21 protein-coding genes are annotated in these 22,774 nt (G+C 68.4%); 9 read left to right on the plus strand and 12 right to left on the minus strand.

Annotated features, from left to right (window positions below; genetic code table 11):
• Positions 1-41: 41 nt before the first annotated feature.
• The 3 genes from UAA55_RS12155 (at position 42) to ybaL (ending at position 6,574) form a co-directional block, all read left to right on the plus strand.
• Entirely contained in the window at positions 42-932 is an 891-nt protein-coding gene (locus UAA55_RS12155; protein WP_322953030.1) for an ABC transporter ATP-binding protein, read from the plus strand.
• A 53-nt stretch (positions 933-985) separates the two neighbouring features.
• Complete coding sequence (locus UAA55_RS12160) at positions 986-4,603, plus strand: M1 family aminopeptidase (protein WP_322953031.1); 3,618 nt, start codon at positions 986-988, stop codon at positions 4,601-4,603.
• A gap of 225 nt (positions 4,604-4,828) precedes the next feature.
• A complete protein-coding gene (gene ybaL / locus UAA55_RS12165; protein WP_322953032.1) occupies positions 4,829-6,574 on the plus strand; it encodes a YbaL family putative K(+) efflux transporter in 1,746 nt (581 codons plus the stop codon).
• On the opposite strand, the gene UAA55_RS12170 is transcribed toward ybaL, so the two are convergent.
• The 3 genes from UAA55_RS12170 to UAA55_RS12180 all read right to left on the minus strand — a co-directional run bounded on the left by UAA55_RS12170 (position 6,575) and on the right by UAA55_RS12180 (position 10,709).
• The gene (locus tag UAA55_RS12170; RefSeq protein WP_322953033.1) at positions 6,575-7,027 is read right to left on the minus strand and encodes a PIN domain-containing protein; all 453 of its coding nucleotides are present in this window, start codon (positions 7,025-7,027) and stop codon (positions 6,575-6,577) included. It lies immediately after the preceding gene.
• 8 nt (positions 7,028-7,035) lie between these two features.
• Complete coding sequence (locus tag UAA55_RS12175; RefSeq protein ID WP_322953035.1) at positions 7,036-7,272, minus strand: type II toxin-antitoxin system Phd/YefM family antitoxin; 237 nt, start codon at positions 7,270-7,272, stop codon at positions 7,036-7,038.
• An 86-nt stretch (positions 7,273-7,358) separates the two neighbouring features.
• A complete protein-coding gene (locus UAA55_RS12180) occupies positions 7,359-10,709 on the minus strand; it encodes a S41 family peptidase (protein ID WP_322953036.1) in 3,351 nt (1,116 codons plus the stop codon).
• 267 nt (positions 10,710-10,976) lie between these two features.
• On the opposite strand from UAA55_RS12180, the gene UAA55_RS12185 reads away from it, so the two are divergent.
• Positions 10,977-11,915 (plus strand): hypothetical protein, encoded by a 939-nt coding sequence (locus UAA55_RS12185; RefSeq protein ID WP_322953037.1) that lies wholly within the window; start codon positions 10,977-10,979, stop codon positions 11,913-11,915.
• Between the two features lie 12 nt (positions 11,916-11,927).
• Here the strand turns inward: UAA55_RS12185 and UAA55_RS12190 are convergent, their stop codons facing one another.
• From UAA55_RS12190 to UAA55_RS12220, 7 genes are all read right to left on the minus strand, one after another.
• On the minus strand, positions 11,928-12,326 hold the full coding sequence (locus UAA55_RS12190; RefSeq protein WP_145608715.1) for a hypothetical protein: 399 nt from the start codon (positions 12,324-12,326) through the stop codon (positions 11,928-11,930).
• Position 12,327: 1 nt separating this feature from the next.
• A complete protein-coding gene (locus UAA55_RS12195) occupies positions 12,328-12,846 on the minus strand; it encodes a T6SS effector amidase Tae4 family protein (RefSeq protein ID WP_322953039.1) in 519 nt (172 codons plus the stop codon).
• 112 nt (positions 12,847-12,958) lie between these two features.
• On the minus strand, positions 12,959-13,447 hold the full coding sequence (locus UAA55_RS12200; RefSeq protein ID WP_004272607.1) for an arsenate-mycothiol transferase ArsC: 489 nt from the start codon (positions 13,445-13,447) through the stop codon (positions 12,959-12,961).
• An 8-nt stretch (positions 13,448-13,455) separates the two neighbouring features.
• Entirely contained in the window at positions 13,456-13,956 is a 501-nt protein-coding gene (locus UAA55_RS12205) for a UPF0262 family protein (RefSeq protein ID WP_322953040.1), read from the minus strand.
• Positions 13,957-13,968: 12 nt separating this feature from the next.
• Positions 13,969-15,261: a histidinol dehydrogenase gene (gene hisD, locus UAA55_RS12210; protein WP_322953041.1), complete on the minus strand. Its 1,293-nt coding sequence runs from the start codon at positions 15,259-15,261 to the stop codon at positions 13,969-13,971.
• A complete protein-coding gene (gene hisG, locus UAA55_RS12215; protein ID WP_322953042.1) occupies positions 15,251-16,009 on the minus strand; it encodes an ATP phosphoribosyltransferase in 759 nt (252 codons plus the stop codon). The genes hisD and hisG overlap by 11 nt, the downstream gene beginning before the upstream one ends.
• Before the next feature lie 154 nt (positions 16,010-16,163).
• Entirely contained in the window at positions 16,164-16,445 is a 282-nt protein-coding gene (locus tag UAA55_RS12220) for a cysteine rich repeat-containing protein (protein WP_322953044.1), read from the minus strand.
• 180 nt (positions 16,446-16,625) lie between these two features.
• Between UAA55_RS12220 and UAA55_RS12225 the strand changes: the two genes are divergently transcribed.
• From UAA55_RS12225 to UAA55_RS12240, 4 genes are read left to right on the plus strand one after another with little or no spacing between them, the layout of a single operon-like run.
• Positions 16,626-17,498: a sterol desaturase family protein gene (locus UAA55_RS12225; RefSeq protein WP_322953045.1), complete on the plus strand. Its 873-nt coding sequence runs from the start codon at positions 16,626-16,628 to the stop codon at positions 17,496-17,498.
• Complete coding sequence (locus tag UAA55_RS12230; RefSeq protein WP_322953046.1) at positions 17,495-18,109, plus strand: sigma-70 family RNA polymerase sigma factor; 615 nt, start codon at positions 17,495-17,497, stop codon at positions 18,107-18,109. The genes UAA55_RS12225 and UAA55_RS12230 overlap by 4 nt, the downstream gene beginning before the upstream one ends.
• On the plus strand, positions 18,106-18,540 hold the full coding sequence (locus tag UAA55_RS12235; protein ID WP_322953047.1) for a hypothetical protein: 435 nt from the start codon (positions 18,106-18,108) through the stop codon (positions 18,538-18,540). The genes UAA55_RS12230 and UAA55_RS12235 overlap by 4 nt, the downstream gene beginning before the upstream one ends.
• 46 nt (positions 18,541-18,586) lie before the next feature.
• Complete coding sequence (locus tag UAA55_RS12240; protein WP_322953049.1) at positions 18,587-19,045, plus strand: periplasmic heavy metal sensor; 459 nt, start codon at positions 18,587-18,589, stop codon at positions 19,043-19,045.
• Between the two features lie 8 nt (positions 19,046-19,053).
• Here UAA55_RS12240 and UAA55_RS12245 read toward each other — a convergent pair whose 3' ends face one another.
• Positions 19,054-19,761: a LysE family translocator gene (locus tag UAA55_RS12245; RefSeq protein WP_322953050.1), complete on the minus strand. Its 708-nt coding sequence runs from the start codon at positions 19,759-19,761 to the stop codon at positions 19,054-19,056.
• 498 nt (positions 19,762-20,259) lie between these two features.
• The gene (locus tag UAA55_RS12250; RefSeq protein ID WP_322953051.1) at positions 20,260-21,741 is read right to left on the minus strand and encodes a catalase; all 1,482 of its coding nucleotides are present in this window, start codon (positions 21,739-21,741) and stop codon (positions 20,260-20,262) included.
• Between the two features lie 154 nt (positions 21,742-21,895).
• Here UAA55_RS12250 and UAA55_RS12255 point away from each other — a divergent pair, with 154 nt between their 5' ends.
• The gene (locus UAA55_RS12255) at positions 21,896-22,774 is read left to right on the plus strand and encodes a hydrogen peroxide-inducible genes activator (protein WP_322953052.1); all 879 of its coding nucleotides are present in this window, start codon (positions 21,896-21,898) and stop codon (positions 22,772-22,774) included.

Below are 22,774 nucleotides of genomic sequence, written 5' to 3' on the forward strand. Positions count from 1 at the left end.
CACCCTGATTTGCGGGGATGAACGCGGGGGACACTGAAACCATGCTGCAGATCGACGGTCTGACGCACACCTATGCCAACGGCGTGCGGGCACTGCGCGGCCTGACCCTGGACATCCCCCGGGGGATGTTCGGCCTGCTGGGCCCCAATGGCGCCGGCAAATCCACGCTGATGCGCATCGTCGCCACCCTGCAGCAGCCGACCGGAGGCCGCGTCACCTTCGACGGTGTCGACGTGCTGGCGGAGCCGCAGCGCCTGCGCCAGGTTCTGGGCTACCTGCCCCAGGAATTCGGCGTCTATCCCCGCGTTTCGGCGGAGGACATGCTGGACCACCTGGCCGTGCTGAAGGGCCTGGCGGACAAGGCGGAACGGCGGGAGCAGGTCGCCGCCCTGCTGCAGCAGACCAATCTGTACGACGTGCGCAAGAAGGCCCTGTCCGGCTTTTCCGGCGGCATGCGCCAGCGCTTCGGCATCGCCCAGGCCCTGCTGGGCGACCCGCGCCTGATCATCGTTGACGAGCCCACCGCCGGCCTGGATCCGGAGGAGCGCAACCGTTTCCATGGCCTGCTGTCGGAAATCGGGGAGAATGTGGTGGTCATCCTGTCCACCCACATCGTCGACGACGTGGCCGACCTGTGCCCGCGCATGGCCATCATCGAGGGCGGGCAGATCGTGGCCCAGGGCGACCCCGCCGCCCTGATCGAGGGCATGCGCGGCCGCGTCTGGCGCAAGGTGGTGGCCAAGGCGGAGGTTGAGGCCTACCGCCAATCCTACCAGGTCATCGCCACGCGACTGGTGGGCGGGCGCAGCGTGCTGCATGTCCTGGCCGACAGCGACCCCGGTGCCGGGTTCGAGGCGGTGGCGGGTGATTTGGAGGACGTCTATTTCGCGGCCCTGTACCAGCGGCGCCACCCGGCCGTGCTGGCCGCCTGACGCCGCCGACCCCTGATCGCCCTTCCCCTTTTCCGCAACGGACAGGTCACCCCATGGCCGCGCTGTGCCTTCTTGCCCGCATCGCCTGGTTCGAGCTGCGCTATCAGCTGCGCCAGCCGGCGTTGATCATCAACTTCCTCATCTTCTTCCTCATCACCTTCCTGGCCACGACGGTGGAGCAGATACAGGTGGGCGGCCGCAGCAACGGCGTCCACATGGACAGCCCCTTCGTCGTGCTGCAGATCGCCGGCATCCTCAGCCTGTTCGCCATGACCATGGTGCTGCGCGGCCTGACCGACCCGGTGCTACGCGACGCCGACACGGGCATGGCCGGCATGGTGGGCGCGACCCCGGTTCCGCGCCCCCTGCTGCTGGGCGGGCGCCTGATGGGCGCCATCATCGCCTGCGCCATCGCCATCTCCTCCTGCCAATGGGGCGTCATCGTCGGACGCCTGGCCTGGTGGGTGGATCCGGAACATTTCGGCGCTTTCCGCCCGCTGGATTACCTGTACGCGCTGGGCGTGTTCAGCGTGCCCAACATGCTGGTCACGGGCGCGCTGTTCTTCGCCGTGGCAGCCTTCACCCGGCGCCAGATGGCGACGTATGTGGTCATGATCGCCCTGATCGGCATCTACGCCGTCAGCAGCAACGCCATGTCCGACCCCAGCTACCGCACGCTGGTCGGTTATCTCGATCCCTTCGGCCTGGCGCCCTACGCCAACGTCACCCGCTATTGGACGGTGGTGGAGCGCAACACCCAGTTGCCGCCCCTGGCCGGGATCCTGCTGGCCAACCGGGCGATATGGGTCGGGGTCGGCCTGGCGCTGTTTGGCATCGGGCTGGCGGGGGACGCCTGGGCGGCGCGGCGGGGGCCTCGGCCGGCCGCACCGCCCAAGCCGGCCACGGACGCGGCCCCTCCGCCGGCCGTGCTCCGGCCCGTCCCGCCCCGCCTGGGTTTGGGCGCGGCGTGGCTGATGCTCCGCCGCCGCCTGGCGTTCGAGGTGGGCGCCACGCTGCGCAGCCCCAGCTTCTGGATCCTGCTGGCGCTCAGCACCATCAACATGACGGCGTCGCTGCTGCTGCAGAACAAATGGTACGGCACGGAGACCTACCCCGTGACCCGCCTCATGGTGTTGCTGATCCTGGGCACCTTCACCATCGCGCCGCTGGCCATCGCCAGCTATTACACGGGTGAACTGGTGTGGCGGGAACGCCAGGCGGGGATGGCCGACATCGTGGGCGCCACACCGGCCCCCGGCTGGGTCTTCACCTTGTCCAAATTCCTGACGGTGGCCTTGGTCATGGCCGGCCTATGGCTGGTCGCCATCCTGCCGTCGGTCGGGGTGCAGATCGCCCGGGGACCCGTGGCCATCGAGCCCGGCCTGTACCTGACGCCCCTGCTGGGCATGGCCTTCCCCGACATGCTGATCGTGGCGGCGCTGACCCTGTTCGCGCAGGTGCTGTCGCCCAACAAGTTCGTCGGCTATGCCGTCATGGTGGTCTACACCGTCCTGCTGGCGACGGCGCAACGCCTGGGGCTGGAGGACAACTTGCTGCTGTACGGCGGCGCGCCGGACCTGCACCTGTCCGATATGAACGGCTATGGCCATTTCCTGGCGGGCCATACCTGGTTCAACGTCTATTGGGGGGCGGCGGCCGTGCTGTTGCTGCTGCTGACCCACGTGATGTGGCCGCGCAGCCGCACCCTGACCTGGCGCGACCGGCGCCGGGCGCTGGTGGCGGGGTGGACGCTGCCCACCGGCGCCCTGGCCGGCCTGCTGCTGGCGGCCTTCATCGCCAGCGGCGTGTGGATCCACCACAACACCCACGTCCTGAACACCTTCCACAGCCGAGACGGGGACGAGACCCGCGACGTGGCCTTCGAGCATGCCTACCGCCAGTACGAGACCCTGCCCCAGCCGCGCATCACGAGCGTGTCGGTCGATGTGGACCTTTATCCCGCGGTTCAGGGCTTTGACGCTCGGGGACGCTATGTCCTGGAGAACCATACGCAAGCCCCCCTGTCCCAGGTGCACATGGTCCTGCCCACCGGCATCGACTTGGAGAAAGCGTCGCTGGAGGGGGCGCGGCTGACGACCGAGGACCACGCGCTGAACTACTACATCTTCACCCTGGACCAGCCGCTGGCCCCCGGGGAACGCCGGTCCCTGGACTTCACCATCGGCCAGCGCCACCCGGGTTTCACCAACAACGCCCGCGCCCCCATGGTGGTGGATAACGGCAGCTTCATCGGCTATGGCCGCGCGCTGCCCGTCATCGGCTTCACCAAGGCCCGGCTGCTGCAGGACCGGTTCCGCCGCCGCAAGCATGGGCTGGAGTCCATCGACCGCATGGCCAAGCTGGAGGACCAGAGCCAGTGGACGGTGTCGGACCTGGGGCCCGACGCCGACTTCGTGGATTTCGAGACCACCATCTCCACCGTGCCGGACCAGATCGCCATAGCGCCGGGCTACCTGGAAAAGGAATGGACGGCCAAGGATGCGATGGGCTGCGACCGCCGCTATTTCCACTATCGCACCGACACCCCCATCGCCCATTTCGAATCCTGGCTGTCCGCCCGCTACACCGTGGCGCGGGACACCTGGGGCGAGGGCGAGCACGCCGTGGACCTGGCTGTGTATTACCATCAGCCCCACGCCTGGAACGTGGACCGCATGATGCTGGGCATGAAGCGGGCGTTGACCTACGCCAGCCAGAACTTCGGCCCCTATCAGCACCGGCAGCTGCGGGTGCTGGAGTTCCCGGACTACAGCCGCTTCGCCCAAAGCTTTCCCAACACGGTTCCCTATTCCGAGGGCATCGGCTTCGTCAGCGACCTGCGCGACACGACCAAGATCGATCCGGTGTTCTATGTCACGGCGCACGAGGTCGCCCATCAATGGTGGGGCCACCAGCTGATCGCCGCCAACGTCCAGGGCGGCACCCTGCTGGTGGAGAGCCTGGCGCAGTACACCGCCCTGATGGTGATGGAGCATGAATACGGCCCCAACCAGATCCGCAAGTTCCTGAAGTTCGAACTGGACCGCTACCTGGGCGCGCGTGGGCACGAGGATCTGGAGGAGTTGCCGCTGGTGCGGGTGGAGGGGCAGCCCTACATCCACTACCAGAAGGGCTCGCTGGCCATGTACGCGCTCAAGGATTATCTGGGCGAGGAGACGGTGAACCGGGCGCTGGCCCGCCTGCTGAAGGAAAGCCGGGCCCGCACCGACCGCTACGCCCTGTCCACCGACCTGGTGGCGGCCTTGAAGGCGGAGGCGCCGGACCAGGCCGACCTGATCAGCGACATGCTGGAAAAGATCATCCTGTACGACCTGAAGGTCACGGCCTCACATGCCGAGGCCCTGCCCGACGGCCGGTACAAGGTCAGCGTGACCGTCAGCGCCGCCAAATTCGAGGCGGACGGCCAAGGCAAGGAGGCGCCCATCCCCTTCGTCGCCATGCCCATCGACATCGGTCTGTTCAGCGCCGAGCCGGGGAAAGGGGCCTTCGGTGACCACGACGTCATCCACCTGGCCAAGCACCCGCTTCATTTCGGCGACCAGACCATCGAGCTGGTGGTGGATAGGAAGCCGGCGTTCGTCGGCATCGATCCCTACAACAAGCTGATCGACCGCAATTCCGACGACAACGTGGCGCGGCTTGGTCCGTGAACCTGGACCAGTGACGGCGTGAACAACGGCAGTGACGCGGGGGGCGGTGACGCGGGGTCCTGGTGCCCCCCGTCACTGCCGTTTCCATTCCTGCGCGTAAAATGCCGGCGCCAGGCGGATTCCGCCCGTTGCAGGATGGGATGGGACGGCCCGGCCTGCTAGGGTGCCCCGCGAAGCCGGGGCATAAGCGCCCCCAAAACCATATCCGGAGGCCACCCCCCACCCATGGTGCATGAGACCCCCCTGATCGCCATCATCGTCGGCGGCCTCGGCTGCGCCTTCGTCCTGGGCGCCATCGCCACCCGCCTGCGCATCTCGCCCCTGGTGGGGTATTTGCTGGCGGGGGTCATCCTGGGCCCGTTCACGCCGGGCTTCGTCGCCGACCAGCACCTGGCGTCGCAGCTGGCGGAGATCGGCGTCATCCTGCTGATGTTCGGGGTGGGCCTGCACTTCTCCCTGTCCGACCTCATGTCGGTCAAGCTGATCGCCATTCCGGGCGCGCTGGCACAGATCGGCGTCGCCACCCTGATGGGCATGGGCCTGGCCCGCCTGATGGGCTGGGGCCTGGGGGCGGGGTTGGTCTTCGGCCTGGCCCTGTCGGTCGCCAGCACGGTGGTGCTGTTGCGCACGCTGCAGGAACGCCGGCTGATGGAAACGCAGGGCGGCAAGATCGCCATCGGCTGGCTGGTGGTGGAGGACATGGCCATGGTGCTGGCGCTGGTGCTGCTGCCGGCGCTGGGCGACCTGCTGGGCGGCATGGGCTCGCCCCCGCTGTCGCAATTGGCCCTGACCCTGGCGTTGACCCTGGGCAAGGTGGCCCTGTTCGTCGCCCTGATGCTGGTGGGCGGGCGCCGCCTGATCCCCTGGATCCTACACCGCATCGCCCAGACGGGCTCACGCGAGCTGTTCCGCCTGGCGGTGCTGGCGGTGGCGCTGGGCGTGGCCTTCGGGGCGGCCGAGCTGTTCGGCGTGTCCTTCGCGCTGGGCGCCTTCTTCGCCGGCATGACCCTGGCCGAATCCCCCCTGGCGCATGAGGCGGCGGAGGAATTGCTGCCCCTGCGCGACGCCTTCGCCGTGCTGTTCTTCGTGTCGGTGGGCATGCTGTTCGACTGGCACATCCTGATCGACCACCCGCTGCCCTTGCTGGGCACCCTGGCCATCATCCTGGTGGGCAAGGTGGTGGCGGCCTATGTGCTGGTGCGCGCCTTCCGCCACAGCGCCCCCACGGCACTGACCATCGCCGGCGGCCTGGCGCAGATCGGCGAGTTCTCCTTCATCCTGGCGGCCTTCGGCGTGGATCTGGGACTGCTGCCGCCCACGGGGCAGAGCCTGATCCTGGCGGGGGCCATCCTGTCCATCCTGTTGAACCCCCTGGTGTTCATCGGCCTGCAGCGTCTGGCCGCCCAGCGCCAACGCAAAGCGGCGGCGGCCACCGGCGAGGCGGAGACGGCGGAGGTTCCGGCCAAGGTCAAGACCTTCACGGCCCCCGAACCGACTGCCCTGGCCGACCACGCCATCATCATCGGCTACGGCCGGGTCGGCCGCCTGGTGGGCGAGGCCCTGCGCCAGGACGGCACGCCCGTGCTGGTGGTGGAGGAGGACGCTGGCATCCTGGAACAGCTGCGTGGCGCCGGGCAGGAGGTGATCGCCGGCAACGCGGCCCAGCCGGACGTGCTGGCCGCCGCCAATCTGGAGGGCGCGCGGTGGCTGTTCGTGGCCGTGCCCAACAGCTTCGAGGCGGGGCAGGTGGTGGCCCAGGCGCGCAAGCGCAACCCGCAGCTGGACATCATCGCCCGCGCCCACACGGACGCCGCCGTGGACCATCTGCGCCAGCACGGCGCCAGCCTGGTCATCATGGGGGAACGGGAAATCGCCCAGGCCATGCTGTCCCACACCCACGGCCTGCGCATCCCCGACCCCGCCCCCAGCCGAACGGATCCGCCCGACGGCTTGGTGGCGGAGGCGGTATAATCAAGTTTTGCGGTCGAGGGCCGTTTCCAACAGGGGTGATGGGCTGTCGGCAAAGGGGTTGACCAGGGTGACCCCACCCAAAGTCCGACCGTCCTGGCCATCTTCGGTGATCAACAATCGACATCCCGCCCGTTTGGCGGTCGCCCACATCATGGCATCCCAGAATGACCAGTTATGGGCGGCTACCGCATCCATGGCTTCCACCAGGCAAATCTCGTCCGCCGCCACGACGGGCATGGCGTCGCGCCATACCTGAACCATGGCCGCCGCCCGCGCAGCCGGCACCTTGTGACGCCCTGTCAACGCGCGAAACAATTCCGCCAGAGCCTGAACCGTCAGGACGCAGTCACGCCCACGAGCCCGCGCCAAGACGTCCACCGCCTTGCGATGTCTTTCCCCGGCCTGGTTGTCAGCGGCGTAGACCAGAACGTTTGTGTCGATTGCGAACCGCATGGATACGCTCAGCGGTCCTCATACAACTCATCCCGGCTGAAGGTTCCGCCCCCTAGAGGCAGTCCTTCCTCAAGCATCGCCAACAGCCTATCCCAAGCCCCCTCGTCCGCCGGAGTTGTATAGGGCACGAGCTTGGCAACCGGCGTCCCCCTGCGGGTAATGATCACCGTTTCCCCGTCAGCGGCTTCGCCAAGAATGTCCGAGAATTGTTGATTGGCATCACGGGCCGAAACAATGCGGGTCATGATAGTCGCCAAGAGACGGGGGTGAGAGCCACCCTGCCAGCATGGCCCCCGTGATCCCGTGAATCAAGGGCGATGTAGGTACATACCTACATCGCCCTCTTCGCTTTCACCGACCCGTCTCCGGCAGCACCGGCTTGCGGGTCCGGGTAGGCCGGGCGGGTGAAGGTCTGGGGCGGGGTCTTGGCCAGCTGGTCCAGCGCCACGGCCACCGCCTTTTCCAGCTGCGGGTCGTGGCCCTGGCGCACCAGGGCGGGGTCCTGCTCCACCTCCACATCCGGCGGGATGCCGATGTTTTCCACCTCCCACTCGCCATGGGTGCCGTAGAGCGCCCAGCGCGGCGCGGTGATGGAGCCGCCGTCCATCAGCGGGGGATAGCCGCCGATGCCCACCAAGCCGCCCCAGGTGCGCACCCCCACCAGGGTGCCCAGCTTGGCCTTGCGGAACAGCCAGGGCAGCGCGTCGCCGCCGGAGCCCGACATCTGGTTGATGATCATGACCTTGGGGCCGTAGATGGCCTGCGCCGGTTCCACCATCTCCTCCCCCTCGCGGGTGGCGTCGATCATCTGCGGCGTTTTCTTCATCTGTTCGATGATGAAGTCCGCGATCTGGCCGCCGTGGTTGAAGCGCTCATCCACGATGGCGCCCTGCTTGCCCACTTGCGAGTAGTAGTAGCGGTTGAAGTTGGCGAAGCCGCCCGCCGCCGTGTCAGGCAGATAGACGTAGGCCAGGCGCCCGCCCGACAGCTGATCCACCTTGCGCCGGTTTTCCTCCATCCAGGTGTGCAGGCGCAGCTTGGTTTCCGAGGGCAAGGGCACCACCGTCACCTGGCGCGAGCCGCCGCCGTCGGCCTTGGGGCCCACGGTCAGTACCGTCTGCTTGCCGGCCGTGCCCAGGAAGTAGCGGTAGACCTCCTGGTCCGTCTTCACCTCGTTGCCGTTGACCGCCAGCAACAGATCGCCCACGGCGATGTTGACGCCCGGCTGGGTCAGCGGGGCCCGGGCCCCGGGCGTCCAGTTCTCGCCCTCCAGGATGCGGGCGAACTGGTAACGGCCGGCCACGACACGATAGTCGGCGCCCAGCAGACCGACGCTGACCTTGTCCTGCTTGGGGAAGGCGCCGCCGCCCACAAAGGTGTGGCCCACGCCGATATGCCCGGTCATCTCCGCGAACAGGGTGTTAAGGTCCACGCGGCCGGCCAGCGCCTCCAGGAAAGGAGCGTAGACCTGTTCGGCCTTGGCCAAATCCAGGCCCTGGGCCTTGGGGTCGTAGAGGAAGTCGCGCTCGATGCGCCAGGCCTCATGGTACATCTGCCGCCATTCGGCGCGCGGGTCGACCCAAACCTGCATCTCGTCCAGCTTCAGGGCGCCGGCCCCGGCGTCGGGCGCCTTGTCGGCGCCGTTCACGAACCAGCGGCCATGCTGGGCGTACAGCACCTTGCGCCCGTCGGCGGAGACGAAGAAACTGCCGGCGTCCACACCGTCCACGAACTTGTCGGTCTTGCGCGTCTTCAGGTCGAAACGCGCGACCTCCAGACTGGGCGGGCCGTTCTCGTCACCATCCAGGTAATCCTCGTCCGTCAGGGCCACCGGCTGGGCGGCGGCGAAGACGATGCCTTCCGTCCCGACCTCGATGCCCGCCAGGTTCACGCGCGGGATGGGCAGGACCAGGGTGCGCTGGTCCAGGCCGGCAAAGTCGATACGGACCTCCGCGGCCTTCTTGCCGTCGCCCTTCTTGTCATCCCCTTTCTTGTCGCCGTCATCCTGGCCGGCCTTCTTGCCATCGGCCGCCGCTTCCTCGTCACTCTCCGGCGCCAGGGGCGAAGGCAGGTCGCGGCGCAGCACCATGACGTAGACGCGGCCGTCGGTGGCGCGGCCCATGCTGGACATGTCCAGCCAGCCCTGGTCCAGGCCGTTGTTGGTGAAGGCCACGAAGTACAGGTACTTGCCGCCGCGATCGAAGCGGGGAGAGGTGGCGTTGCTGCGCCCGTCCGTCACCATCTGCGCCTTCTTGTCGGCCAGGCTGTAGACGAAGATGCCGTGCAGGTGGTTGGGCAACTGCTTGGCGTAGGCGATCCAGCGGCTGTCCGGCGACCAGGCCGGGTTCAACTGGCTGGCCGGGCTGTCATAACGGTCTGTGTCCACCTTAACCGGCGTGGGGTGGTCCAAATCGACGACCCACAGATTCAGCCGCTTGTCGGTATAGGCGATCTTCTTGCTGTCGGGGGACCAGAGGGGGCCGTAGAAATAGCTGGGCGGCTGGCCCAGGCCGATGACCTTCACCGGCCCCAGCCCATCGGCGGAGCGCAGGTGCAGGGCGTACTCCCCACCCTGGTCGGAGAACCAGGCCACCGTCTTGCCGTCCGGCGACCAGGCGGGGTCGCGGTCGGCCACGCCGGGGCTTTGCGTCAGGTTGCGCACATCGCCCTTTTCCGCCGGCACGGACAGGATCTCGCCGTGTGTCTCGAACAGTACCCGCTTGCCGGTGGGCGAGAGGGCGGCGTGCAGGATTTGGCCGGGATCCAGTGTTTCCAGGTGCGCCCGGGTCTGCGGCAGTTCGCCGGATATCGTCACCGGCACGGCATGCGCCTGGCGGGTCGTGGTGTCGTACAGGTTCAGAGTGCCGAACTGGTCATAGACGATGCCGCCGGGGCCGGCCGCCGCCGATTCGATGTCGAAGCCCTTCTCATTACGGACGACGGACGTGACCTTGGCCGTCTTGACGTCATAGGCGTAGAGGGCCACCGGCCCCTCGCGGTCCGACAGGAAATAGACGGTGTCGCCCACCCATAGTGGGTTGCGGTCATTGGAGTTGTCGCGCGGGATCTTGACCACGCCGCTGTCGCTCAGCGCCGCGATCCACACCCGCGAGGTCTGGCCACCCCGGTAATGCTTCCACGCCGGCTGCCACTGTGAGAACGGCACATAGGCCAGGCGCCCGCCATCCGGGGAATAGCTGGCCTGGAATCCAGAAGGCAGCGGCAGCTGGGTGGCGGCGCCACCCGTGACGGGGATGGTGTAGAGCTGCTCCAGGTCGCGCGGCGTGGTGCGCGGCGTGCGGAACAGCACGTTCTTGCCGTCCGGCGTCCAGCCCACCGCCACGTCGCGGCCAGGATGCCAGGTCAGGCGCTGCGGCTGGCCGCCGGTGGCGGGCACGACATAGACATCGGTGTTGCCGTCATAGGTGCCGGTGTAGGCGACCAGGCTGCCGTCGGGGGAAAAGACGGGGCCGCTGTTCTGCCCCTGGCCCGCCACCAGCAGGGTGGCCTGGCCGCCGGCGCGCGGCACCGTCCAGATCTGCCCGCCGTAGTCGAAGGCGATCAGGCTGGCCGACAGGCTGGGGTGCTGCAGCATCAGGGGTGGCGGGGCGGAGGCGGGCTTTGCCCCCGGGGACGGTACTTCGGGCGGCTTCGTCTGGGCCTGGGCATAAGAACCGGACAAGGAAACGGGAACCAACAGGCACGCGAGCGCCACGCCAAGCCAACGCATCAGACACCGCCGGGTTGTGAAAGGGCTGAAGGTAATTGTTCCATACCGTGTCAGCCGGCGCCACGGCGCTGAAACGGCACGCAACGATTTCTGATGGCGGTACCTGGAAACGATTTCATTTGTCAAAATACGCGCCGCAAATGGTGCCGGCATAAGGCAAGATCAGGGGACGCGCCGCCGCCGGGGGGATGCGGCGTGGCCTGCGGGGGGACCGATCCCATGGGGTGGACGAGGGTGGCCACGGCACTGTTGTGCACGGCCTTGGTGACGACGAACGCGCGGGGTGCCGGTAAGACCGCCCCGCCGGCGGATGACGCGCACCCGGCGCCGGCGCGCGGGCAGAACGATGAGGTCTTCACCATCATCTATCCGCGCGCGACGGAAAGCGCCACCGACCCCCGGGACGAATACCCGCTGGGCCTCCTGCGCCTGGCCCTGGACAAGGTGGGTGTGCGCTACACCATCCGCCCCAGCGCCACGGTCATGGAACAGGCCCGCGCCGCCGTGGCCCTGCAGCAGGGCACGGAGGTGACGCTGCTGTGGAACGGCATGTCCGCCAAGCTGGAGCGGGAGTTGCGGCCCATCCGCATCCCCCTGTTCCGGGGGGTGCTGGGCTATCGCCTGTTCATCATCAACAAGGCGGCGCAGGCCAAGTTCTCCGCCGTCCGTACCCTGGACGACCTGAGGCGCCTGACCGCCGGCCAAGCCCTGGGCTGGCCCGACGTGGACATCCTGCAGGCCGCCGGATTGCCGGTGGAGGCCTTCCGCTATGACCTGCTGTTCCGCCTGGTGGGCCTGAACCGCATCGATTATTTCCCCCGCGGCGCCAACGAGATCTTCGCCGAGGTCGCCCAGCGTTCGCTCGACGTGCCCGACCTGGCGGTGGAAAGCGATCTTGTCCTGGTCTACCCCTTCGACAGCTTTTTCTACACCACCAAGGCCAACGAGGCCCTGGCCGCCGCCATCGAGAAGGGCCTGCTGAAGGCCTATGAGGACGGCACCTTCCTGAAGTACTTCAACGACAGCCCCTACATCCGGCAGATGCTGACCGAAGCCCACCTGGACAGCCGCCGCCGCATCGAGCTCCCCAATCCGCTGCTGTCCCCCGAGACGGCGGCCCTGCCGGATCGATTCTGGTATGGCAGGGATGGGCGCTGACCGGGCTAAGCATCACCGGCCGTTGCCCAGCTTGGCCAGAACCTTTGTGATCGCGGCGCGCACACCCGGCTTGTCGATGATCTCCCCGCAATAGAGAACGGGTAGCGCTTTGCCTTGCTGTGGGTTGCCTTCATCCCGCGCCACCGGCATGTCGCCCTTGGCCAGGGCCGCCGTAACGGCCGCCCTCACCGGCGCCAACATCACAGGATCACGGCCTCTGCCTTGCACGATAGTCTCGCCCCAGCCATAGCCCTGCTCCTTCAGGTAAGGCTGATCCTGAGCCACCAAACAGGTGGCGACGGCGTAGCCCTCCACGTCCCGCTGCGCCTCACTACGCCCCGCGGCGAAGGCAACGGACGTGTAACCGAGGAGACCAGCCGCCAGTAACAGGCCATAGTGTTTGGTCATCATGTCACGGCAACTCCCAGAATTCGCCCTTTGATGTCTTAACCTTGGTATTTACCGGGTCGACGTAAGCCGCGTAATTGTCGTGGCTCGGTTCACGGTAGTTGGAGCCGTTCCATAGCGCGATATGCCCCGTAGCATTCGACCAATTCACGCTGAAGGCGATGATGCCCTGCTTGTTAAGGAAAGCGTCGTCGAATGGACTTGTGTTGTCCAAAGATGGCTTACCCAGCGTATGCCGCAGATACGTGCGCAGGTCCGACACCGCGTAGATGATGCGGGAACCATCGGCCGTGCCAATGGTGCGGGCACCGGCTGCACTCGCAGTGGAACTAAGGATCGGGACACCACTTTGATTCAGCGCCACGCTCATCCGGCTGGCGCAGGTATTTCCATTGGGACCGAAGCCAGGCTCATTGATGTTATTGGCGGCGGCGCCACCCAGCCAAGTGTAAAGGTCCTTCAACGTCGGATATGTCGCATGGTCGGGAAACGCCGCCCACATGCGATTGAAGTTCGATTTCATCCGTTTCCTCCCAACCCTAAACAGGCTGTTTGGACACTCGGGCATTTATCCTGAGCGACCCGGGACGATGAACTAGAGCGAGAAACATCCCCTTCAAGCACAGCCGGATGGGCTACAACACCGGCACAGGCCCCAACGGGAAGCGCTGTTTGATGCGGGCCAGCAGGCTGTCGCGCACCTGGCGGTATGCGGCCAAGCGGGTCTCGCGGTTGCCTTCGATGAAGCTGGGGTCGAAGGTGTGCCAGAACTCCACGTCGCACGCCGTGGTGCGGGTCATTTCCACCGCGCGGTGCTGCGCCTCCGGCGACAGCGACACCACCAGGTCGAAGCTGGTGTCCTCCAGCTGGTCGAAGGTCTTGGCGCGGTGGCGGCTGATGTCGATGCCCATCTCCTCCATCACCGCGGCGGCGAAGGGGTCGGGGTCGCCCTCGCGCACGCCGGCGCTGTCCACATACAGGCGGTGGCCGTGCAGGTGGCGCAAAAGCGCCGCCGCCATGGGGGAGCGGATGGAATTGTGGGTGCAGGCGAACAGCACGCTGGTGATCTGGGCCGGATGCACGGCGGGGGCGAAGGCGGCGAAAGGATCCGGGCGTTCCGCCATCTTTCCCCTCAGCCCCGGATATGCAGGACGCAGATGAGGGTGAACAGGCGGCGGGCGGTGCCATGATCCATGGTCACCTTGGCGGCCAGCCGCTCGCGCAGCAGGTCGGAGCCCTCGTTGTGCAGGCCCCGCCGTCCCATGTCGATGGCCTCGATCTGCGAAGGGCTGGCGGTCTTGATGGCCTTGTAATAGCCCTCGCAGATCAGGAAATAGTCGCGGATGACCGTCCGCAGGGGCGTCAGCGGCAGGGTGATGCGGTCGACTTCCGCATCCCCTTCGTCCCGCAGGTCGAAGACCAGGCGGTTGTCCTCGATGGAGATGAAAAGGCGGTAGGGGCCGGAGGCCGGATGGTCCACCAGCTGGAACTGCTGGTTCTCCTCCACCAGGTCGAACAGCGCCACCGCCCGCTCATGCTCCACCTCCGGCCGGCGGCGGATGGCCGTCTGCTCGACCAGTTCGACATGGACGATGCGCTGGCGGCCAGCGTCCGGCTTCGGGGCATCCGACATCCGGGCGTTTCCTCAGCGGCCCAGCCGGACGCGAACCGACAGCGCGTGCGCGCCCAGCCCCTCCGCATCGGCCAGGATGGCGGCCTGCGGACCCAGGCGGCCCAGGCTGTCGGCGTCGCAGCCCACCAGCGTGGTGCGCTTCATGAAGTCCAGCACGTTGAGGCCGGAGGAGAAGCGGGCGCTACGCGCGGTGGGCAGCACGTGGTTGGGCCCGGCGATGTAGTCGCCGATGGCCTCGGGGGTGTAGCGGCCCAGGAAGATGGCGCCGGCGTGGTTGACCTTGGCCGCCAGCGCGTCCGGGTCGGCCACCGCCAGCTCCAGATGCTCCGGCGCCAGCCGGTCGACCAGGGCCACCGCCTCGTCCAGGTCACGCACCAGGATGGTGGCGCCGTTGTTGCGCCAGCTGGCGCCGGCGATGACGGCGCGCGGCAAGGCCTTCAGGTGGGTGTCCACGGCGGCCCGCACCGCCTGGATGAAGGCTGCGTCATCGCTGATCAGGATGGACTGGGCGCTGCTGTCATGCTCCGCCTGCGACAGCAGATCCGCGGCGATCCAGCTGGGATCGTTGGCGCCGTCGGCCACCACCAGGATTTCCGAGGGGCCGGCGATCATGTCGATGCCCACGGTGCCGAACACTTGGCGCTTGGCGGCGGCGACATAGGCGTTGCCGGGGCCCACGATCTTGTCCACCGGGCGGATGGTGGTCGTGCCATAGGCCAGGGCGGCCACCGCCTGGGCCCCGCCCACGCGGTAGATCTCATCCACGCCGGCGATGCGGGCAGCGGCCAGCACCAGGGGGGACAGCGCCCCTTCCGGCGTCGGCACCACCATGGCCAGGCGCCTCACGCCCGCCACCTTGGCCGGGATGGCGTTCATGAGGACGGAGCTGGGGTAGGAGGCAAGGCCGCCGGGCACGTACAGGCCCACGGCGGACAGCGGCGTCCAGCGGGCGCCCAGGCGCACGCCCGCCTCGTCCACGTAATCGTAGGTGTCGGGGGTCTGGCGGCGGTGGAAGGCCTCGATACGACCGGCGGCGACCTTCAGCGCCTCGATCACCTCGGGGTCGCAGGCGGCCACGGCGGCCTCGATCTCGCACTCGGCGATGCGCAGCCGGTCGGGCGTCAGGTCCAGCTGGTCCCAGCGGCTGGTGTATTTGATCAGCGCCTCATCCCCGTGCAGGCGCACGTCGCGCAGCACCTCGGCCACGGCGTCGGCCACGTCGCTCTGGGATTCCCGCTTGGCATGCAGCAGCCGGTCGAAGTCCGCCTCGAAGCCGGCATCGGTGGTGCGCAGTTCACGCGGCATGGGCGACAACCTCCGTGAAACGGTTGATCCAGTCCTGGATCTCCGGATGGCGGGTCTTGAAAGCGGCGCGATTGACGATAAGGCGCGAGGTCACGTCGGCAATATGCTCGATCTCCACCAGGCCGTTGGCCTTCAGGGTGGCGCCGCTGGACACCAGGTCGACGATGCGCTGGCATAGGCCCAGGCTGGGCGCCAGCTCCATGGCGCCGTTCAGCTTGATGCATTCCGCCTGCACGCCGCGGCGGGCGAAGTGGCGGCGGGTGACCTCCGGATACTTGGTGGCCACGCGCACATGGCTCCAGCGCGAGGGGTCGTCGCCCTGCGCCTCGGCCACCGGCTCGGCCACGGCCAGGCGGCAATGGCCGATGCCCAGGTCCAGGGGCGCGTAGATTTCGGGATAGTCGAATTCCATCAGCACGTCGTTGCCGCACACGCCCATCTGGGCGGCGCCGAAGGCGACGAAGGTGGCGACGTCGAAGCTGCGCACGCGGATGATCTCCACATGCGGCAGGTTGGTGGCGAAGCGCAGCGCCCGGCTTCTGGGATCGTCGAACGCGGCCTCGGGCCGCAGGCCCACGGCCTCCAGCAGCGGCCGCACCTCATCCAGGATGCGACCCTTGGGCAGGGCCAGGGTCAGCCGCTCCGGCGCGCCGGACGCGGCGGCGCTATGCGCGTGCCCGGATGTCGAAACCGGGGCGGTGGCGACCGGGGACAACGGGGCGGATGGTGGCGGCGCGGCGGCAGGCATGGAAACGCGGGCTCCGAAGGACGAACCCCATTCCGGGTCCGGAGGGCCGCAGAATAGCAGATCGTCCGCCCCCGCCAACGCCTTGGGTTGGAGGGCAGCCCTGTCTGTTTGCACAGAGGGGGCCGCCCGTGCACCCGACCTTGCTGGCCCGGCCTTACTGGTTCTGGGGCGCCTGGCCCTTGGCCGGCAGGGTGGCCAGGGCCGCCTTGCAGTCAGGCGACAGCTTGTCCTCGTGCGCCTTCAGGCAGGCGAGGATGCGGCCGCCGCCGGGCTGTTCGTCCTTGCACAGGGCCTGGCGGTCGGGCTGGCAGGCTTTCATGGCGGCGCGCGCGGCGGGATGGGCCGGCTGGCCATCCTGGGACTGGGCGAGGGCCGCCATGGGCGCCAGGACCAACGACAGGGCGAGGGAAGTGCCGACAAGCGTCTTGGACATCATTTCAGGTATCCGTGTTGGAGGGGGACAGGGACGGCCATTTCCGCCGCCTGGCCCTGGTACGCCACGCCCCCCGCCAACTATTCGATCCCGTTTTTCAAAAATCCTGCGAACCCGCCCGAACACGGACCGGCACGGCCTGCGTATCAGCGCCAAATCCACCGTTTCCCGCGAGGTTCGGCCATGGCCATCCTGGGTGGCGCCAGCGTCCTCCCCCTGAAGTTCTACCCCGTCGTCGCAGCCGCCGTGGCGGCGGAGGTGGCGTGGTACGCCGCGCGGCGGCGGCCCTATCCCTGGTCGGAAACGGCAACCTCGGTGGCGGTCCTGCTGATGCGCATACCCATGAAGCTGGCGCTGGCCGGCATCGTGGCGCCGGTGGCCTGGTACGCCTGGACCCACCGCATCGCCACCGTGCCGCTGGACCGCTGGTGGGGTCTGACCCTGCTGTTTGCGGGAGAAGAGTTCTGCTACTACTGGGGCCATCGCCTGGGTCATGAGGTGCGCTGGGTCTGGGCATCGCACAGCGTCCACCATTCCCCCACCGCCTTGCACCTGGCCAGCGCCTTTCGGCTGGGGGTGACGGAAGTGCTGTCCTGCGGCTGGCTGGTCTACGTTCCCTTGTATTTCCTGGGCTTCAGCCCGGTGGCGGTGACGGCGATGCTGGCGCTGAACCTGTTCTATCAGTTCTGGCTGCATACCGAGGCGGTGGGCACCCTGGGCCCGCTGGAATGGGTGCTGAACACCCCCGCCCACCACCGGGTGCACCATGCCAGCAACCCGGAATACCTGGATCGCAACTACGGCGGCGTGGTCATCGTCTGGGACCGGCTGTTCGGCACCTTCGGCCAGGCGTCGCCCGACGCGCCACTGACCTACGGCCTGGCCCATGTCGCGCCCAGCGCCAATCCGCTGGTGGTGTGCCTTCGCGAGTGGACGGCCATGGCCCGTGACGTGGCCCGGGCGCAGGGGATGCGCGCCCGTCTGCGCCAGCTGTTCGGCCGCCCCGGCGACAGCCTGAGCGCGCGGGGCGCGTCCTTGCGACAGGACGTCCCGTGACGGGCCAGCAGCCCTGGGGCCGCCTGTCCGCCGCCCATGGGGACGATGGGGCGGACGACGACGCCCTGATGGCCCGCGTCGCCCAGGGGGACGAGCGGGCGCTGCGCCAAGTGGGCCAGCGCCACTACGCGGCCACCTGGCGGCTGGCCAAGCGCCTGCTGACCTCGGAGGCGGAGGCCGACGACGTGGCGCAGGAGGTGCTGGTGCGGGTGTGGAACCATGCGGCACGCTGGACGCCCGGCCGCGCCCAGCTGTCCACCTGGCTTTACACCGTCACCTACCGGCTGTGCCTCGACCGCCTGCGCGGTCGCCGGCACGCCCCGCTGGAGGCGGCGATGGACGTGGCCGACCCCAGTGAGGGGGCCGCGGAGACTATGGAACGCCGGTCGGAACAACGGCGCGTGCGCGATGCCCTGGCCAGCCTGCCGGAAAAGCAGCGCGCGGCCCTGGTGCTGTTCTATTACCAGGAAATGCCGGGGCCCCAGGCGTCGGCCGTGCTGGGCTTGAACCTGCGCGCCTACTGGTCGCTGCTGTACCGTGCCCGGGGCGCGCTGGAGCGGGCGCTGACCAGGGGCGGCAAGGAGCCTTTTGGAAGGAAGGGTGAGCCATGACCATTGAGGAATTCGCCCAGTTGCTGGCGGCCCACGGGCCGGACATCGACCACTGGCCGCCGGGGACCCGGCGCGCCGCCCGGCGCCTGCGTGCCCAGGACGCGGACGCGCGCGACCTGTGGGAAGCCGCCTTGCGCCGCTGGGCCCCGCTTGCCGGCGACGGCCTGGAAGAAGATGCGCCGGGCGCCGTCCGCGTCCAGACCGGCATCGACGCCAGCCTGCGCCGCATCCGCCAGCGGCAGGTTCCGGCCCCGTCGACCCCATGGCTGTCCTGGCGGCCGGCCGGCGCCGTCTTCGCCACCATGGCGGTGGCCGGCTGGCTGGCCGGCACCTGGCTGACACCGCCGGCCGAGGCGGCGGCGCCAGCCACGGCCTCGCTGTCCACCCTGTTCACCCTGGCGGGTGTGGGCGGTGACTGGCTGGTGCAGTAGCGCCCCCGTTCCCGTCCGCCCAATTCTTCACCGAAGGTTTGCCCCCATGCGCTCACCGGTTCTGCGCTTCCTCTTCCTCCTGTCCCTGGCCCTGAACCTGTTCCTGCTGGCCTTCCTGGGCGCCCAGCAATGGCGCCAGCGGACGGCCCTGGGCGCCCTGCCCCCGGTGCTGGCCCGCTCCGCCGCCGGCAACGCGCTGGCCACCCTGGTGGGGCAGTTGGCGGAACAGCTGCCGGCGGGGGATCGCAGCCTGCTGCGCGGCGCCATCGTCAGTCATATGGCGCAGCTGGAGGCGGCGCAGGGCCGCTTCACCGCCGCCATGGATCAGGTGCGGACGGAAATCGACCGCACGCCGCTGGACCCCGACGCCCTGCGCGCCGCCATGGCCAACGCCCGCGAACAGCGCCAACCCATCGGCCCGGTGTTGGAGGACATCATGATGGAGGTGCTGCCCAAGATGTCGCCCGAGGGCCGGCATGTCCTGGCCCGATACCGCGGACGCTGACGCGCCTCTCACGGCAGGACCGCCCGATGCAGCTCCACCGCCGCGAAGGCCAGGAAGGCCAGGCCGGCGGTAATGTCCAGCGCCCGTGCCACGCGCGGCGCCATCATGCCGCGCAAGGCCGCCACACCCGCCACCAGCACCACCCACCACAACAGGGAACCCGCCGCCACGCCCGCCACCGTGGTGGCAATGCGCAGGCGTGCCACCTCCGCGCCGGAAAGGGCCGAGAGAGGAACGAAGGCCGTCAGCATGGCGGCGAAGACGATGATGGTGGGCGGATTGGTCAGGGTCAGCAGGAAGGAGGAGGCCCAGGCGCGCGGCAGGGACAGCGTCGAAAGGGCAGCGGGCCGGCTATCGCCCTGTAGCGTTTCAGGGCCGGCGGGCTTGGGCCGCAGGGCGGCATAGGCCAGCCAGGCCAGGAACAGCCCCGCCAGCAGGTGCAGCGGCCGGCCATGGTGGGTGACGAAGGCTGAGACCTCCGTCAAGCCCAAGGCGGCGACACCGGCGTAGACGCCGTCGCCGGTGGCGATGCCGGCCCCGGTGGCCAGGCCCAGGCGCCAGCCGCCGGCCAGCGTCCGCCGCATGCACAGGAAGGCCATGGGGCCCACCGGCGCCGCCACGCCCAGGCCCAGCAGCATGGCCTTCAGGAAGACGCCGGCAAAAGCGGCGGGCAAGAACAGGTTGGGCGCGATGGTGATCAGCGTGTCCAAGTCCATGAGAACCATCCCAATTTTAAAAGGTCGTTCCCGCGCCGTGCCGGCATTGCCAGGGTGGTGACGCCACCGCCCCGCAAGGGATGGGACGGCGGCATCGGCGGGATTGGGGCACAACAAAAAGCCCCGCGGGCAGCTGCTCGCGGGGCCTGTTATCGGGTGTGTCGGGGACGGCGGTTAGCCGTTGTCCCCCAAACCCCGTGTCATAAACAGACAAAGCCCCGCCCCAAGCGGCACAGCGGTTTGCTGGCTGAATTGGGTGACGAGGCGCATCGGAATATGACCCTTTGTTGTGATGGGCTGGAGGCTAAGCCGCCGGGCCGCCCGGTCACAACCTGAAAGTGCGCGATGGTTAAAGAAAAATGTGACCGGGTGGCTTTTTAGGCACACCCGGTCACCAGGTTCCCTGGTGCCAAGGCCGGTTCCCGGTGGGGGATCACGGGGAAGGGCCGGTTTGGGGGACGGGCTCCAGGGTGGGATGTCAGATCAGGGGACGGCAGATCAGGGGATGGCGGTCTCCGGCCGGCCGGCGCCCTCGCCCCGGGCCAGCGCCCGGCGCACGCCCGCCGCGTAGTCGGCATGGACCTGGGCGAAATGGCCCAGCTGGCGCTCCACGATGGCCGATGGCACACCCTGCATGGCGGCGGCGATGTTGGCGAACAGCCGGTCCTTCTGCCCCTGGTCCATCAGGTTGAACAGGGCGCGCGGCTGGCTGTAGTCGTCATTGCCCGCGCGGTGGTCATGGCGGCCGACCTCGCCCGACAGGCGCAGCGGCGGTTCGGCCACGCTGGGGTCCTGCGCCGGGCCGCCCAGGCTGTTGGGCTCGTAATAGGCGTCGGGGTTGCCGGTGTCGTTGCGGAAGAAGCGCATGGCCCCGTCCTTATGGTAGTGGTGCACCGGGCACTTGGGCTGGTTCACCGGCAGCGCCTCGTAATGCGTGCCCAGGCGGTAGCGGTGGGCGTCGGCGTAGGAGAAGATGCGGGCCTGCAGCATCTTGTCCGGGCTGTGGCCGATGCCGGGGACGACGTTGGATGGGCTGAACGCCGCCTGCTCGATCTCCGCGAAGTAGTTGTCGGGGTTGCGGTTCAGCTCCACCACGCCCACGTCGATCAGCGGATAGTCGGCGTGCGGCCACACCTTGGTCAGGTCGAAGGGGTTGTAGGGCGTCTTGTCGGCGTCGGCCTCGGGCATCACCTGGACCTGCAGGGTCCAGCGCGGGAAGTCACCCGTCTCGATGCTGCCGAACAGGTCTTCCTGGTAGCTTTCGCGCGACCGCCCCACCACCTGGGCGGCCTCATCGTTGGTCAGGTGCTTGTGGCCCTGCTGGGTCTTGAAGTGGAACTTCACCCAGAAGCGTTCGCCCTGGTCGTTCCAAAAGCTGTAGGTGTGGCTGCCGTAGCCGTTCATGAAGCGCGGGCTGGGCGGCAAGCCGCGATCCGACATCAGGATGGTGACCTGGTGCAGGCTTTCCGGCGACAGCGACCAGAAGTCCCACATGGCGGCGGGGCTGCGCAGGTTGGTGCGGGGGTGGCGCTTCTGCGTGTGGATGAAGTCCGGGAACTTCAGCGGGTCGCGGATGAAGAAAACCGGCGTGTTGTTGCCCACCACGTCCCAGTTGCCTTCCTCAGTGTAGAACTTGACGGCGAAGCCGCGCACATCGCGCTCGGCATCCGCCGCGCCCAATTCGCCGGCGACGGTGGAAAAGCGGATGAGCAGGTCGGTCTTCTTGCCCACGGCGCCGAACAGCTTGGCCCGGGTGTAGCGGGTAATGTCGTGCGTCACCGTCAGGGTGCCGAACGCGCCCCAGCCTTTGGCGTGCACCACACGCTCCGGAATGCGCTCGCGGTTCTGGTGCGCCAGCTTTTCCATCAGCTGATAGTCCTGCATCAGGACAGGACCGCGTGGGCCGGCGGTCAGGCTGTTCTGGTTGTCGGCGATGGGGGCGCCCCCGGTGGTGGTCATGCGGGGTGGCTGGCTGGTCATGACTATCGTCCCTCGTCGTCTTCTGATGGGCTTGGGCGTCCGTGCGCCCGACGAGGAAAAGCTACGCCGCCCGACGTTCATGCGTAAAATCGATTGTTTGTATCAAGACAATAGACAACGTATATCGTCAGTACGCTTTCGAAAGGGCGCCCTCGTGAACCTGCGTGACCTGCGATACCTGCTGGCCGTGGCCCAGCACCGCCACTTCGGCCGGGCCGCCGCCGCCTGCAACGTCAGCCAGCCCACCCTCAGCAGCCAGGTGGCCAAGCTGGAGGCGCGGCTGGGCGCGCCTTTGTTCGAGCGCACCAACAAATGGGTGGCCCCCACGCCGCTGGGGGAGGAGGTGCTGATCCACGCCGCCCGGGCGGTGGCGGAGGCGGATGCCATCGTGGCCCTGGCGGGTGCCCGCGACCCGCTGGCGGGTCCCCTGACCCTGGGCGTCATCCCCACCCTGGGACCCTACCTCATGCCCCGGGTGTTCGCGCCCCTGCGCCGGCGCTGCCCCGCCCTGACCCTGGAATTGTGGGAAGACACCACCGACGCGGTGGTGGAGCGCCTGCGCCGCCGCCAATTGGATGCCGCCCTGATCGCCACGCCGGTGCCGGGTGACGACTTGGTGGAACGGCCCCTGTTCCAGGAGGGCTTCCTGGCGGCCCTGCCCCCGGACCATGCGCTGGCCGACGGCGGCGGCCCGGTGGATGAAGCGGCGCTTGGCCCCGACCTGCTGGTGCTGGCCGACGGCCATTGCCTGCGCGACCAGGCCCTGGCCGCCTGCGCCCGGCCCGATCCTGGCGGCTGGTCCCTGCGCGCCACCAGCCTGGAGACGCTGTTGAACATGGTGGCGGCCGGCTACGGCACGACCCTGGTGCCGGCCCTGGCGGCGGACGTCCATGCCGGCCGTCAGGACGTGGCCTTCCGTCCCCTGGCCGGCCCGGGGGCCGGCCGCCTGATCCGCCTGGTCAGCCGTCCCACCTTCACCCGCCAGCCGGCCCTGGACGCGCTGGCCGACCTGGTGCGGGCGGTCGCGACCTGA

Source organism: Nitrospirillum guanabarense (assembly GCF_034653355.1).
Taxonomy (GTDB): domain Bacteria; phylum Pseudomonadota; class Alphaproteobacteria; order Azospirillales; family Azospirillaceae; genus Nitrospirillum.